Origin of the sequence: Hallella mizrahii (genome assembly GCF_009695775.1) — a bacterium.
GTDB lineage: Bacteria > Bacteroidota > Bacteroidia > Bacteroidales > Bacteroidaceae > Prevotella > Prevotella mizrahii.
Genome location: NZ_VUNG01000004.1, coordinates 34661 through 49505 on the forward strand (window position 1 = coordinate 34661; position 14845 = coordinate 49505).

Sequence of the window (14845 nt, forward strand, 5' to 3'; positions counted from 1 at the left end):
ATATTTCGGTTGTCTGTTGTGCTCCATCCTGTCATCATTATCTTCTCCATAGTCTGTGTCATGGTTGTCGACTAGTCCAGCATGCTGTCGTGTATCAGAAATGCTTGATAGCCCGATCCATCTCCCGACGGTCTTCCTTCTCCTTGAGCGTTTGTCGCTTGTCAAACTCTTTCTTACCTCTTGCCAGTGCAATATCGACCTTAGCCCTTCCGTGACCGTCTATGAACATCAGCGTGGGCACGATGGTATATCCCGGTGTCTTGCTGTCCTCTGCCAGTCGGCGTATCTCGCGCTTGGTGAGCAGCAGTTTACGGTCGCGCTTGGCATCATGGTTGGAATAAGATCCATAGAAATAGGGAGATATGTTCATTCCCTTAACCCATACTTCACCATTGTTGATGTAGCAGAAGGCATCCACCAACGAGGCTTTGCCCAATCTGACGGACTTGATCTCCGTACCGGTAAGCACAATACCTGCGGTATAGGTGTCTATGAAAATGTATTCAAACGACGCCTTCTTGTTCTTTATTTGTACAGGACTTTTCTTGCGAAGTTCTTGTTGTTCCTTGTTCATTTTTCCTTTTCCTTTTCCTTCCGCTACTCGTCGATGATCGCAAAATCGCTGATATGGTCGTCGACATACTGCGCCACGGCTTCAGTGAACTCCTCTTCATGCTCTACGAAATAGTCATCGAAATCGTCAAACTCAGGATAACGCTCATAGAGGGCATCGAACTCCTCCTGGGTGCAGTCGCGCTCTATCTCGAGACGGTATTTTTTGAAATAGCGGCTACATTTATCCAATAACTTATACAAGTCGCGCAGTCCCCACTCTCTGACCGCCTTGCCAAAGGGATTAAAAAAAATAAACTCTCCCAATCCGTTGTGAATCAGCTCGACGAAGCCACCGTCCATCACGCTGTCGCGAAGCATCAGATAGCCCAATAGGGTGATTTGATCGGAATTGAGTTCGCCCATGTTGTCGGCATTCAGCTCTCCACCGATTGTCTTACGGATTGCTCCGGCAAAGGCCTCAAGGAAGTTGTCCATGCCCGCTGTTGCAGCTTGGCGCAACGCGGCATCGTCTATGTGCACCTGTACCATTGTTTTAAATCTTGCTTTGAGATGCAAAGATACGAAAAAATAAGTGGAGTAAGAGAGAAATCACTAAAAAAATACACATCTATAATAAAAATATCGGTTTATCTGAAATAAAACCACTATCTTTGCATGAAATAAGGTTTTGTCAAGGCTCCTAGTTTTATATGAAGATGATTTGTAAACAACTGTTTTACCCTCTCCTCGGCTGTTGTGCTGCGCTGGTGATATTGTTGGGCAATTCTGCCTGCAACGTCGATAACAAGGATCAACAGGAGAGCGACGTAGATTCTTTCTCTATGGCTTATTTTAATTGGCGCTTTCCTAAGGCTCTGAACTATTGTACGCCACAGTCGCGGCAATGGTTAGTTTTTGCGGCAAGTCAGGTCAATGAAAATGATGTCGAAGTGTTACGCAATAAGCAAGAAGGTGCTAGTTGTAAGATCGAAGATATCAACTTCACCGATGACTCCACGGCTACGGTCAAGGTGATGGTGCGCAATTTCCTCGTCCTGGACACTATTGGAGGCGTTCCCCAGACAATCGCAGAGAAGGTTTTTTGTCTTCATGTCATTGAGCGACAGGGTGTTTGGAAAATTCACCTCAATGGACTTCCTGACTGACGATGACGGTATGTCTGTCATGCGTTTCTTGATTGTCGGCGGAAGAGTTACTTAATTTTTTTTTATTCAAGAAAACAATAAAGTTCAATTTTATTTGGTGGTTCAAGAAAAAAGCTATATCTTTGCACCCGCAAATTAAGCAATGGAAACACTTCCTGCTGCTTTTTGCCGATATGGCTCAGTTGGTAGAGCAACGCATTCGTAATGCGTGGGTCGGGGGTTCGAGTCCCCCTATCGGCTCTTTAATCATGTTTTTTTGTGGCGGAATTAGCATATCGGTAGTGCGCGGGCTTCCCAAGCCTGAAAGGCGGGTTCGATTCCCGTATTCCGCTCAGACTATGAGACATGTTAATCCTGGAGTTTTACGGTACACTTGATTTTTCCCTGGCTAACGTATAGTTCTTGCCCGAGTAGGTGAACACACGGAACATGAAGGAAGCAATCTTTATTCCATTCTCTTACTATAGGATATTATGGGTGATGAGTAAAACCCGAAAAAATATTAATAAAACGATTACTGAAAATGGCACGACAGAAAACAGACCCGTTGCATGTAGTTGTTTACCCATCCAACTTCAATGGTGATAATGGGCAGAAGATGCTCTATGTGTCCTCTAAAGCCCGCGAGGAAATAGAACTCGACAAGCTTGATGCCTACTGTCATGAGTATGAGCACCTGCCCAAAGGCTACGTTACACGATGCTTCGTCGCACTGATGTATGCCATACCTTATCTCATCGGAGAGCACAAGCGGGTAAAAACTCCGATAGGCAGCTTCTATATCAAACCGCAATTCTTGCGGACAATGACAGAAGATGATATCGTAACGGCTAGCGACATTTGGCTTGGCGGTATAGATTTTCGGCCTACTAAGGAGTTTCGTGAGGCAGTGCAGAGACAGTTTAAAAGCATCCAGATAGACCGTCGCAACCATCCGATAGACACCAATTATTACAGCCAACGCAATCCCGAACTGGAGAGCTGTCTGTCGTCGGACACCAACGGCAACCGTTATGTAACGGTGGAAGAATATCGCTGTGCTACAGGCCTAAGTGCACACTCGGCAAGAAAATGCCTTGATAACATGACAAAGGGCGACAATCCTATTCTGCTAAAGACGAAGATAGGTACAACCAACGTCTATACTGAGATATAGCATGAATTTCAGCAACAGATTTTGCTGCTTGGCAAATGACCGTTTGCTACGTAGAAAAATATAGTTTCCTACGTAGCAAACGGTCTTTTTCTATAGCATTACAACATAGGAAACATAGCTTCGGCTCTATAAGAACATAGCTTCGACCCCGTGAGAATACTGCTTCGAGCCCATGACAACATTGATTCTTATAGCAACAAAGGTATCAGCGCTAAAAGCAGTTGTAGTGGGAAGCGGATCATTAATCACTCAAGTTTCGGAAGTATAAAAATTGCATATTATACTGCATGTACCAATAGCTTTAAGATTGCAAACTTTCTGTTGTTTGTAATGGACCATGTTTGGCAGAACTTCCTCATTAGACGCTGTTGTCTCAGCGACAATGTAGATCACCTCGATGGATAGCTTGACAAATTTTGCGTATGGCTTTGAATGAATGATTTTTTGTTTTTGCCATCATAAAGGTATTCGTCTCCTGTAAGATACGGAAATATTCAAAGTCTTTCTACGTCTTATTTTGTCTTTATTCTTTACTTCCGAAACTTGAGGCATTGATATTAAAAGTCTACCACCGTAATTCCTGCCCCGCCAAATTGCACATTCTCATCTGCAAAATGGCTGACATTGGGTTCTGCACTCAGATATTGACGGATCAGCTGGCGTAAGATACCGTTTCCCTTGCCATGGAGAATGCGCACACGAGGCATCCCCATGAGAATAGCATCATCTATGAAATAGCGGACCGCTTGCAATGCTTCATCTCCTCTCATGCCTCGGACGTCAAGATCTTGGTGGAAATTCTTTCTGTGGTCGTCGATGGTCTCTTGGGTCATGCGAGAAATACCATATTGCTTCAGTCCCTCTTTCAACTCATCCATCTTTGTCTTTGGACGATCACTGTTTTCGGTTGAGGCTGAGTTATCGGTTAATATCAGCCGGTTTAGAGGCACCTTGGTACGCATGTCACCGAAGATCACGGTGGCAGTATTACCGTCGAGTGCCTCTACCCTACCCTGTGACTGAATACCACGCATCCTTACGGCGTCTCCAACCACAATCTCGCGCTTGGCGTCTTGATGTCTTTTGCCCAAAGTATCTCTCAAGACCTTGGCGGCCTGCTGCTCCTCCGCCTGCTTGTCTTTCTTGCGCTGTTCGTGACGTTGCTTGCGGGCTTGTATCTGTGCCACCTTCTTCTGAAAGTCCTCATCTGAGAGTATCCCAGAAGAACGCTTGCCCGGCTTCTTCCACGTGCCTTCATCGACATCCTGCTTGAACTGCTCGAGTTCCGCCCGGATCTTTTTCGTGGCTTCCTTCTCAGCCTGTTCTTCCCGGATCTCCCTGATAGCATTTTCTATCTGCTTGTTGCTCTGTGCGAGCAATTCTTTGGCTTCTAGACGCGCATTGGCAAGAATCTCCTTGCGTTGCTTCTCGACTTCTGTGACTCCCTTCTCGTATTCGTCAATTTGGCGTTGCAAACGCTTTTCTTGCTCATGTACGGCTTGTCGTTTCTGTTCCCAGTAGCGCTTGTCGCGTACGATATCTTGAAGATATTTGTCACTTTGAATATAGTCGGAGCCAACGATGTCTGATGCCTCACGAATCACCTCCTCCGGTAATCCTATTTTACGAGCTATCTCAATGGCAAAAGAGCTTCCAGGACGGCCAATCGACAACTGAAACAGTGGACGCATCTCGTGGCGGTCGTAGAGCATAGCACCATTCACCACACCCTCATGGCTGTCGGCAAAATGCTTCAGATTCTGATAGTGGGTCGTGATCACTGCCCATGTACCCTTTTTGCAGAACTGGTCTAACACGCTCTCGGCAATCGCGCCTCCAATTTGTGGCTCTGTGCCCGTTCCAAATTCATCGATCAAAATTAAAGTCTGAGCACTGGCTTGACGCATCATCACCTTCATGTTTAAAAGATGCGACGAATAGGTGCTCAAGTCATTCTCAAGGCTCTGCTCGTCACCTATGTCAATCATAACATCTTTAAACACACCACATTTGCTTCGCTCACTTACAGGGATGCTTAACCCGGTTTGAAGCATATATTGCAATAGCCCCGTCGTCTTTAAACACACCGATTTACCTCCGGCGTTGGGACCTGAGATGATAAGGATATGCTTTTCGGGCGTAAGTTGTATGTCCAGGGGTACTACTGCGGTTGGCTTCTGGCTCTCCACAACTTCACTATCTTCTTTTGCTTGCTTAGCATGGATTAGATGGCGCTCCAACAGTGGATGACGGGCTGCTATGAAGTCAAGGTAGGGATAAGCCTTCAGCTCTGGCTCTACGGCACGCATCGTCTTCGCAAGTTGGCATTTCGCCTGTATCAAGTCGATTTCGGCAAGGAAATGATAAGAGTCGAGCATCTCGCGGACATGCGGGCGGATGCGAGACGACATCTTCGTCAGTATACGGATGATTTCCTGGCGCTCTTCTGCCTCTAACTCCCTGATTTTATTGTTGGCCTCTACCACTTCGGTCGGTTCTACGAATACAGTACGTCCCGTAGCACTCTCGTCATGTACAATACCCGGAATACGACGTTTGAGCGAAGGAACTATAGGTATCACCAATCGACCATCACGCAATGTTGGAGTCACGTCTTTTTCCACCAAGCCCTCACTCTGAGCAGAGTGAAGAATGCCGTTAAGAATCTTTGAGATAGAACCTTCTGTCCTGGCCAATTCCTGACGGATGCCATGCAACTCAGGTGATGCACTATCGCGCATATGACCGTATTTGTCTATGATTTGATTGATCTGTTGGATGATAACCGGAAACGTGGCAATGCCGTCCGCAAGATCGTGAAGTGCCGGGTAACTCCATTTCTTTAATTCAAAGTCATCCTCTGTATCTGTCTTCCCTTCAATAGGCTCGCCTCGATAGAGAAACCGAACTAAGGAATCAATAGTGGACAAAGAGCGTCTGAGGTCAAACAACTCGTTCTCCTCCATCCATGTACCTTCAAGTCGTACTCGCTTCAGACTATCACGCACATCGTAGAACCCAGACAATTCAAAGTCGTCGTCCTCCTCCATGATTCGTCGCATCTCACGGTTTTCTTCCATCCAAGTCGCTATCTGCTTAGAGTCGGCCGAGAAACTCATCTCTTCCACCAAACTCTTTCCAAGCGTACTCAGACAGTAGCCTTTTAGCCATGTCCGCACCTCGTCGTATCCTATCTTCTTTTCGAAGTTTTTTGGGTATATCATTTCTATCTTTTACTCTAAAGGGTCATCAATCAAATTGCTCTATATCTGTTAGATCTTTTATCATTGTAGCATCGTATGCATGTGTTCTTTTATACAGCAATGCCATAATGAAGAATCGCAGTGCCGTTTCACATTTACTGCAAAAGTACCTCTTTTCATTCAGCTATTGCTTTTCTTAGTGTTAATAATGATTAATTACATGTGATTTTTCTCCATAATCTGTCATTATTTCAAATGAATTCTGTACCTTTGCACTCGCTTTCGAAAAGGAAGTTGGTACACACAACCATTGGAGAGATGGTAGAGTGGTCGATTACAACGGTCTTGAAAACCGTCGTACCGAGAGGTACCGGGGGTTCGAATCCCTCTCTCTCCGCTGAAAAGACTTTACAAAATAAGTAAGTCAACTCACAAAATTAGCTAAGTGCCGTAAAATCAACGATTTGCGGCACTTTTTTCGTGTCTTGCTTTTCGTAGTGACCACTTAAAAAACCTCTGAATGGTCTCGAAATGGTCATATTTCGGCTACACATACGGTACACGAAAACGCAAAAATCAAAAAGTGTAGCCAAAGACCCGATACAGACCCTCTACAGACCCGACACAGACCCCATAGAAACCATTGTCTATCAGTCGATTATGTTTAACTTTGCAGCCGATGAATTTCTCGGTGAGCGAAATTATAACTTCGGTTTTGTGTAGCCAGACGGCTTCAAACCGGGTTGTATTCGACCGGGAGCATTGTTGCACTAAATTTATGTAAAGCGTATGAGACGTATCTTTAAGGTTAGTTTCTACATTCGTGGAAATCATGTGAACAAGGATGGCACATGTGCCGTCATGATCCGGCTCTCTCTGGACGGTGAGCGCATCTCAGCAGGAACGACAGGGATCAGTATCAAACCAGAGCTGTGGGATGGTCAGCGTCAACAACTCAAAGGTCGTAACACAGAGGTGGTACAGACCAATAAGAAGCTTGGCGGAATCCGTGATGAGCTTTTGGCTATCGCCGAGAAACTGGAATTCGAGGGAACACTTGCACTTGACCGTGTAAAGGCAGTCTTCCTGGGAGTGGACGAAGAGTACGACACCATCGGAAAGCTCTTGGATAAATACATCAAGAATGTAAAGGAGCAGGTGGGCGTGTGTCTGAGCAAAACTTCCCTAAGCAAATACGAGCTGTGCAAGAAGCGCTTCACGCAGATGCTTGAGAAGAAGTATCACTGCAAGGACATGTCCCTCAAGGAACTTAACCCCGTCGTGGTCCAGGACTACAAGAACTTTCTGATGACGGATGTCAACATGTGTAACAACACAGCCGTGAAGACCATGAAGACCTTCCGTACCGTAATCTTGTATGGCATCAAATTAGGTGTTATCCACAAGGACCCCTTCGTGGGCGTTCACTTCCACATGGAAAAGGTGGACCGTGGCTTCCTCACGGACGAAGAGATTTCCGCCATTATGACCAAGCACATCGACCTTCCGCGTCTTGAGCTTGTACGCGACCTGTTCATCTTCTCCTGCTTCACAGGTCTCGCCTACATCGACGTCAAGGCTCTCACATACGATAAAATCATGAGACTTGCTGATGTGGACTGGATCATATCCAAGCGTGTCAAGACCGTGACCCCCATCAACGTCGTGCTTTCTGATGGTGCAAAGCGCATCATTGAGAAGTACAAGGACTACCCCAAGAAGAAAAAGGGACATGTGTTCCCTGTATTCTCTAATCAGAAGACCAATCAGTATCTGAAGGAGATTGCTACAGCCTGTGGCATCGACAAGGAGCTGACCTTCCACATGGCCCGCCATACCTTTGCTACACTGACGCTGAGCAAGGGAGTGCCCATTGAGAGCGTTTCCCGTATGCTCGGTCACACGAACATTCGGACCACTCAAATCTACGCGAAAATTACCAATAAAAAGATAGAGCATGATATGGCTCTGTTCTTTAAGGACAATACTATACGCGACTTTGACAAGGAGTCAATAAATATGACATCAAAGGATGTCGAGGAGCCCAAGGCCAATGGTAAGAATAAAGATGCTGAGCGGTCTGCGGCCAGAGCTTGACATCTTTTCGTCTGACGTTCGTCCTTTAGGATAAATAAAAGACTCTTGAAGTGGTTGCTGCTTCAAGGGTCTTTTTTTTTATAGATGTAGTAATCAACGACTTGAAATGCGTAACAAAAAAGAGTTGACATTTCATGTAGCCAAAGTGTAGCCAGCGTGTGGCCGTAGTGTAGCCAAGACAGCAACATATAACATATAGATTATGGTAGGCCGTTTAGCCATTTGTCAATTTCATTTTCTAATCAGGTTGCCAGAATAAGCACAAAGATTAGTGTAGCCAAAATGTAGCCGAGGTATTTTTAGTATGTAGCCGACGTATTTCTTTTTCTATTCCTAACCAGGTTGCTGGTATAAGCAAAGGATTAGTGTAGCTAAAATGTAGCCGAGGCATTTTTAATGTGTAGCCGAAGTAAAGTTTGCAAACGTTGCTTATCTAATATAAGTCTGATTTTATCAATCACTTACACACTTTTAAAGATTAATGAACCTTGGTACACGGACGTTTTATTCTCATATGAGATGGTTCCTGTCAGCCGGTTGTCTAACGATAATGTTCTATGGATTGTGTGCCGTCAATGCAGACGAAGCACGGCAAACCGGGCGCAGCCGCTTGCCGCCAGCGAAGGTGAAATTGACAGGCACTTAATCCTAAGAACAGATAATCCAACCTCCCTCCCCTGCCGCCGTATGTCCCATCCCGGCGGTTAAAGCGGTGCCTTAGAAGGCATGGCTTTAAGGGTTCGTTGTTTGTCCCGCATGAAATGATTTTTCCACCAAAAGCTACCAACAAAAAGCCCTTTTACTTTAATTATTTCCTTTCTGAAACGAAAATATAGAATAAAATGGCTAAATTTGTGGCCATAACTTACAATCACGCCATTATGAGTTATGACGAAATAGAGAAAAAGCCATACCACTTCACGTTGGAGCGTATAGACCCCGACAACGAGAACGTACCCGAAGCCGTTATCCCCGAGGACAAATGTCTCTACTTTCAGCCGGAGGAGATGCTTGAGCTTCGCAATTTCTACAAGCGGGAAGGCCGCGACGCACCTTTCGAGTCTTTGCAGGACTATGCCCCTGACTCCTATGATGAAGACTGGTGGGCTCTCCTTGATTATCTCTACAGCTGTACAGCCATTGACATGATAGTGGCGGAAACGGCAGCCGCCCCCGACCCTGTAATAAATAGAGACGCATTGGTTGCCCGTCTGCTGCATGAACTTCCCTACAGTCTTGATGACTATGACATCATTGCCCCGCAAGAACTCATCGACGATGTCCTTGACGACAATTTTACGGACTGGGTTGGTATAAGGAATCGGATAGACTTAGATAACGCCCTCGCCGATGCTGACTTTTATGATTTTGAAAACAAATAGTCGTGCAGCACTGGTGTGAGGCTATTAAGATTGGCTGCCCTCTTTGTAAAGTATATCCGCGAACTGCTGATGCCTCTGATACCATGCACCGGCAAAGGAGCAGACGGGCAGTATGCGGAGTCCTTTGTTGATGGCATAGTCGTTGGCAGCACTGACAAGTGTACCGCCAATGCCCATCCCCTTCTTGTAGGCATACGTGTGGTCTATCCTCATGACATTTCCCTTGTAGGAGAACTCCAGACGGCCGACAAGCTCGTCGCCGTTATAGGCCAGCACCTTGCCGCCCGTGTTCGTAGTTTCTATTTTCGTTTCCATAATTGTTGCAAAGTTACAATATTTATCTGATAAAACGACTCTTGTATGTTGTTCTGTTTGATGGGTTATCATAGTGATACTCCTATCGGTTGCGAAGTCCCTCTACAGCTCTGCTTCGTGTCTGACGACCAAAGAAGGAAGACGCGAAGTGGAGCAAGTAGGGATAGTGTGCAAGGTGGGTGGCGGAAGAAGTGTCGAAGTGCAACAGAGAAGCTTCTTCCGCTACTTGCCTTGCGCACTGATTACCTTCTCACTGGGCTATGCCTCACCAAGCTCAGCTCCTAATTGCACCGCAAATGGCTTCGCATAGCCATTCAGATTCCAGTTCTTTCCATCGGCCAACGTGACCTTCTTTCCATTGTCAAATTTGGCAACGACAAAATCCTTGTTGAACTCGATATAAGCCTGCGTCAGTTCGTTGTAGCCTGGATGCGGATAGATGACAGGCCGTATCTTCTTCAGAAACCTTACTTGCTCACCAGCAAGCTGGTCCATCATCCTCAGGTAGTCTATGAACTGCTGCATCGACGCAACACTGTCCTCCTCAAAGGCCATCGAGAGAATGTCAAACTCTCCGAAGTCTCTGACTTGTATGCTGTATCCACTCTGCCGCAGCACCTCCAGTCCGTATGCGTTGATGAACATCCAGCTCACCGGGCCGGTGGTAGCATCGACATGTCCCGTCTGCCAGCCGAAGACCTCAAAGAGCCGGTCCGCGTCCTGCCCGATGGCCGCCCAGCGCTTCACTCTCCCCTTCCCACACGGGAAGACAACGATATGCACGTCCTCCTCACGCTTCGTAGCCTTGAGCAGTATATCCACGAGCTCACTGTTCCATTTCTCCACCTCCGTCCATTTTGCGGGATTGAAGCTCAGCTTCCATCTGATGAAGACATCGAGGACCTTGTCGTTGGCACCCTCCGCATAGTCGTCGAGGACAGCCAGCATGTTGTCATCGTGTGAGTAGCGTGCCATGTCCGTGAACGACAGACCGTAGTCCTTCAGCAGCTTCCGCCACTGCTTGAACTCCTCCACGCTCTTCACCGAGAGCAAGGCATCGTAAGCCTTCTTCAGCTCCTTGTAGTCGAACCGCTGCGGATTCTCGTCGTAGTAGTCCAAAATCTCGATGAACTGCTTTCTGAGCAGGTTCACCCACGTCATGTTAAGTGTTTCCATAGTAGTGCTTGATGTTTTGATGGTTTGTATCACAGTTGAATGGTTCCTTGTTCATGGTATCGGCAGCTCAAATGATTTGTACACCTGCTTGCCCTCCTTGTCGATGAAGCACCACCGCTCCGAGCGGTACGGCAGTCCGGCGGCATCCACGCACTGGTAGTCTATTCTGACCTTCCATCCGCTGAACTCCCCCTTCCTGTCGCCATGCATGATGAGCGACCGGATATCCGCCATGCTGCGCATCTGACGCTCCGCAAGACTGACGACATAGTGGTCTTCCGGATTGAAACGGCTCATGTTGCCCGTCCGCTTCATGATCGTGTCCGTCACCACCTTCATCGTCCTCAGCATCCCCTTCACCTCGTCCTTGGTGAAGTAGCCCGTTCCGAAGGCAGAGTCCGGCTCCGATACCGCCAGCACCTTCAGCTGCTTGGGATAGTCCACACTCAGCTCCAGGTTTTCCCTTGCCAGCTGCTTCATCTTCTCCTTCGAGTTGCCGCACGACATCATCAGTGCGGCACCCATCATCAAAAACAGAATTTTCTTCATTACAATACAGTTTTATCGTCCGTACTTAAAGTTGTAGTTGGTCACATTGCCGAAGGCCTTGAACTTCACCTTCTTCGATGGCGGAGCGACAAACGTCTCCCCCGTCTGCGGATTGCGGCAGACACGCTCCCCGCGATGCTGAATGTAGAACTTCCCGAAATCCGGGATAAGAACCACCCCGTCCTCACGGAGAATGTCCGACACAGCGCAGAGGAAGGCATCCACCGCCTTCTCCACTTCCTTGATGGAAAGACCCGACTCAAAAGCCGCCTTTCTCAGCAGTTTCTTCTTGTTCATAGTACTCATGGTTAATGGTTTGAATTGTTGATAATCAGTTGTTGAATAGACAGTTGACATAGCTTAGTTAAACTTATTGTAATCCGCCACGATACGCTTGCGGTCATCCGACAGACGCAGGTAAGCCTTCGACAGCGAGCCCCGCTCATCCGTCAGCGTCACCTCATTTTTGGTAACGCCATACTCCAGTAGCTCCCTCAGCTCATCGAGCGTCACCTCATGCCCACGGATATGCCGCCACAGCGTGAAATGGTACGGCTCCCCGAGCTTCTCATGGCTTGAGCAGTTGAACGCCACGGGACTCACCAGCACGTCCTCACCGCAGACCGGGCACTTGCCGACAACAGAGCTCAGCGACATGCCATAGACATCACTCTCCACCAGCACCGCCGAGAAGATACGTCCCTGCGAGTTGAAGCATCCGTCGAGCACCGTCGGATGCCCGTCGAGAAACGCCTCAATCTCATGCGGCATGATGAAGCGGTGGCTGAGAATGCCGTTGCAGTGCCACTTGCACGTGCCGCCCTTGTCAAGACAGTGTTCGCAGAAGTACCCCTTGGAGGTAATTCTGATGCGACCGCCACAGTGCGGACAACGGTGCTCCAGGTACTTCCCCTCCGGCACGACCACCATCTTGCCGTCCTGTAGCTCGATGTGTGCCATGTATTGTTTTCCCTTTCGGTCCTTGAATGTCAGCACACGGCTTCTTCCCGTGTCCTCCAACTCCTTTCTTACAGCGTCTGTAATCTGAACGCCACGGATTGATTTCTTGTTTTCCATAGTTGATTGTAAATAGTTGATAGTTAATGGTAAAATGTTGATAATAATACGTTGATAATTAATAGTTTACTGATGATAGCTTAAAGATATTTCCAGTCCATGATAAGCCCGTCCACGACCGCCTTTCCCGACATCACCGTCGCCCATCCGTCCGGGTCGAGCCCGAACCAGAGGTCATTCCACGAGAGTGTCCGTATCTGCCATGCCAACAGCCACAAGTCCGTGTTGATGCTCTCCAGTCGCGTGACAATCTCGTTGGCTACATAGTACCGCTCAGCCGAGTTCAGCAGGTTGACCTTGTGCTTCTCCGTCTTTCCGTCGCTGTTCGTGACGTTGTATGACCCACTCGTCACCAGCTGCTTCATGAACGGATATAGCGAGAGCATCTGCGTCGAGGCGTCAACCAGCTCCTCCGAGACCATCACCGCAATGGCAGTACCCTTCAGATTGCCCGGCACCGACTTTCGCAGCAATGCCATGTTTTTCGGTATCTCCATGCCCACGAGCTCCGCCGCACGCTTGATCTGATAGATATTCTGCATCGCCCCCTGCGCATTTTGCAGATAGCCCAGCATCTTGTCCTCCAAGTGGTGCATGCGCTCCATGGCAAGGGTAACGGTCGCCTCCGATGCGATGATAGCCTGCTGTGTCTTCTCACGTTTCTTGAAGAGCTTCTTCAGTATTTCCGTCTGTGTGGCCACCGCCCCAGTCAGGGCCGGGTCTGTCTGCTGTGCGAAGCCGCAGACGGAGCAGGACATGGCCAAAAGCAGACAAAAGATTTTTCTTTTCATTGTTCTTCGGTTGTTATGGCCACGGACATCCCTAACGGTACGGACTTGAAAAGTTGGTGCCGTAAGGATGCACCGTGCCCTCGTTTATAATTCCCAGTATGGAACTTTTAGAGAAAAAACTTCTCCCGTCCCATAGGATTTCACATCTTAAAACCGCTCTTGCACTCGTTCCGCTCCCTGAGCTCCGTCCTTATCCTCGCGAGATTCTCATCCCGTTGGAACTTCGTCTTGAGCTGCAGAGCCTCCAATGGCATTCCCCGGACAACATCATTCCAGTCCTTGTAGTTCACCGGCGGTTTCATCACCTCAATGCGGTCAGAGAGCTTGACGTGCTTGCCGAGCTCCTCCACCGAAGCCTTACCCACCAGCATGTCGAAGGACTTCCCCTCCATCCCCAGCCTGAGGTTGTCACCCATCTGAATGACGCTGAGCCGCTTGCCGTCGAGCAATGCCGCCATCCTCATGCCGTAGATGCGTCCCGGCAGGTCGTTGTCGAAGCAGTCCACGGCCTTTGCCATGTTGTAGTGTTGCATCAACCCTGACACCTGCCCGTTGGACAGCGCACCGCCGACAGATACGAATGCCGAGTGCGTGAGGTCAATCTTTCCTTGGTTCGCTTGATAGAACGCCATAGCGTCGTAAGCTGACTCGGCAAAGAACACATGACGCACCATCTGAGGATTGTTCAGCGCCGAGTGGATGCCTGCCGTCCATACCGCCGTCGTCGAGTTCGTTCCGGCCGCCTTGCCCTTGAAACCACGATCGCCCCGCAGTTCATAGCCAGCCAAGTCAGAACTGAAGCCCGGCTCACGGTATGGAAAGCCTATCATCGGTAGACCGTTCTTGTTCTTTTGGTCCGTCACGATAGCAACGTGCCGCTCGAACAACTGAACCGTCTCACGACTGATACCGCGTTCCTCAAAGATTCCCATGGCATAGTCCATGTTCCTTGACAGCGGCTGCGCCGTGTAGCGTTTGGGATTGAACACTGTGTTTAGACTGCCGAGTCCACCGCTGTAACCACGGTCATGATTATCAACGAGCGGCATGTTGGCGAAGTCAGCCATCACCTTGCCGATGACCTCCCACTGGTTCCTGCCATAAATGTTGAAGCGACCGAGGTTCTCGCCGATGAAGTCCACCACATCGCCACGTTTTCCTGTGTTGCGGTGGAAGTACTTCTGCCGCTCCTTCTCCTTCGGATGCGAGATGACGATGGTATCGAGCTTTTCTCCCCTGCCGTCGGGCAGAATCAGTTCGATGTACCGTCCCACACCCGCCTGTCTGTTGAGTTTGTAGCCGAGCGAGAAGGCAACGTCGTCGATGCCCACCCTCGGCTTCATCTCCTGAAAAGATACGTAAGACATAGGCTTGTAGT

At 48.3% G+C, this 14845-nt stretch carries 14 protein-coding genes and 3 tRNA genes; 7 read left to right on the plus strand and 10 right to left on the minus strand.

What is annotated here, in order from left to right; translation table 11 throughout:
* Positions 1–94: 94 nt before the first annotated feature.
* Together smpB and FYJ73_RS02760 are read right to left on the minus strand one after the other, a co-directional pair.
* Positions 95–574, minus strand: coding sequence for an SsrA-binding protein SmpB (smpB, locus tag FYJ73_RS02755; protein WP_154533192.1), 480 nt, complete (start codon positions 572–574; stop codon positions 95–97).
* Positions 575–597: 23 nt separating this feature from the next.
* Positions 598–1104, minus strand: a complete 507-nt coding sequence (locus FYJ73_RS02760) for a DMP19 family protein (protein WP_154533193.1) — start codon at positions 1102–1104, stop codon at positions 598–600.
* A gap of 167 nt (positions 1105–1271) precedes the next feature.
* Here FYJ73_RS02760 and FYJ73_RS02765 point away from each other — a divergent pair, with 167 nt between their 5' ends.
* The 4 genes from FYJ73_RS02765 to FYJ73_RS02780 all read left to right on the plus strand — a co-directional run bounded on the left by FYJ73_RS02765 (position 1272) and on the right by FYJ73_RS02780 (position 2877).
* On the plus strand, positions 1272–1721 hold the full coding sequence (locus FYJ73_RS02765; protein ID WP_154533194.1) for a hypothetical protein: 450 nt from the start codon (positions 1272–1274) through the stop codon (positions 1719–1721).
* Positions 1722–1888: 167 nt separating this feature from the next.
* Positions 1889–1961, plus strand: a tRNA-Thr gene (locus FYJ73_RS02770).
* Between the two features lie 21 nt (positions 1962–1982).
* Positions 1983–2053, plus strand: a tRNA-Gly gene (locus tag FYJ73_RS02775).
* A gap of 191 nt (positions 2054–2244) precedes the next feature.
* Complete coding sequence (locus tag FYJ73_RS02780) at positions 2245–2877, plus strand: HU family DNA-binding protein (RefSeq protein WP_154533195.1); 633 nt, start codon at positions 2245–2247, stop codon at positions 2875–2877.
* Between the two features lie 557 nt (positions 2878–3434).
* Here the strand turns inward: FYJ73_RS02780 and FYJ73_RS02785 are convergent.
* Positions 3435–6101: an endonuclease MutS2 gene (locus FYJ73_RS02785; protein WP_154533196.1), complete on the minus strand. Its 2667-nt coding sequence runs from the start codon at positions 6099–6101 to the stop codon at positions 3435–3437.
* A 291-nt stretch (positions 6102–6392) separates the two neighbouring features.
* On the opposite strand from FYJ73_RS02785, the gene FYJ73_RS02790 reads away from it, so the two are divergent.
* From FYJ73_RS02790 to FYJ73_RS02800, 3 genes are all read left to right on the plus strand, one after another.
* A tRNA-Ser gene (locus FYJ73_RS02790) sits at positions 6393–6477 on the plus strand.
* 392 nt (positions 6478–6869) lie between these two features.
* Positions 6870–8177, plus strand: a complete 1308-nt coding sequence (locus FYJ73_RS02795) for a site-specific integrase (RefSeq protein WP_154533197.1) — start codon at positions 6870–6872, stop codon at positions 8175–8177.
* A gap of 881 nt (positions 8178–9058) precedes the next feature.
* Complete coding sequence (locus tag FYJ73_RS02800; RefSeq protein WP_154533198.1) at positions 9059–9559, plus strand: hypothetical protein; 501 nt, start codon at positions 9059–9061, stop codon at positions 9557–9559.
* 24 nt (positions 9560–9583) lie between these two features.
* Here FYJ73_RS02800 and FYJ73_RS02805 read toward each other — a convergent pair whose 3' ends face one another.
* The 7 genes from FYJ73_RS02805 to FYJ73_RS02835 all read right to left on the minus strand — a co-directional run bounded on the left by FYJ73_RS02805 (position 9584) and on the right by FYJ73_RS02835 (position 14834).
* Positions 9584–9874, minus strand: a complete 291-nt coding sequence (locus FYJ73_RS02805) for a GNAT family N-acetyltransferase (RefSeq protein ID WP_036905007.1) — start codon at positions 9872–9874, stop codon at positions 9584–9586.
* Positions 9875–10132: 258 nt separating this feature from the next.
* On the minus strand, positions 10133–11050 hold the full coding sequence (locus tag FYJ73_RS02810; protein WP_154533199.1) for a hypothetical protein: 918 nt from the start codon (positions 11048–11050) through the stop codon (positions 10133–10135).
* Between the two features lie 51 nt (positions 11051–11101).
* Positions 11102–11599 carry a hypothetical protein gene (locus tag FYJ73_RS02815; RefSeq protein ID WP_154533200.1) on the minus strand — a complete coding sequence of 166 codons (498 nt, stop codon included), beginning with the start codon at positions 11597–11599 and terminating at the stop codon, positions 11102–11104.
* A gap of 12 nt (positions 11600–11611) precedes the next feature.
* Positions 11612–11896, minus strand: a complete 285-nt coding sequence (locus FYJ73_RS02820; protein ID WP_235899195.1) for an HU family DNA-binding protein — start codon at positions 11894–11896, stop codon at positions 11612–11614.
* Between the two features lie 63 nt (positions 11897–11959).
* Complete coding sequence (locus FYJ73_RS02825) at positions 11960–12676, minus strand: hypothetical protein (RefSeq protein WP_154533202.1); 717 nt, start codon at positions 12674–12676, stop codon at positions 11960–11962.
* 80 nt (positions 12677–12756) lie between these two features.
* Positions 12757–13467, minus strand: a complete 711-nt coding sequence (locus FYJ73_RS02830) for a hypothetical protein (RefSeq protein ID WP_154533203.1) — start codon at positions 13465–13467, stop codon at positions 12757–12759.
* 140 nt (positions 13468–13607) lie between these two features.
* Positions 13608–14834, minus strand: coding sequence for a toprim domain-containing protein (locus FYJ73_RS02835; RefSeq protein WP_154533204.1), 1227 nt, complete (start codon positions 14832–14834; stop codon positions 13608–13610).
* Between the last annotated feature and the right edge of the window lie 11 nt (positions 14835–14845).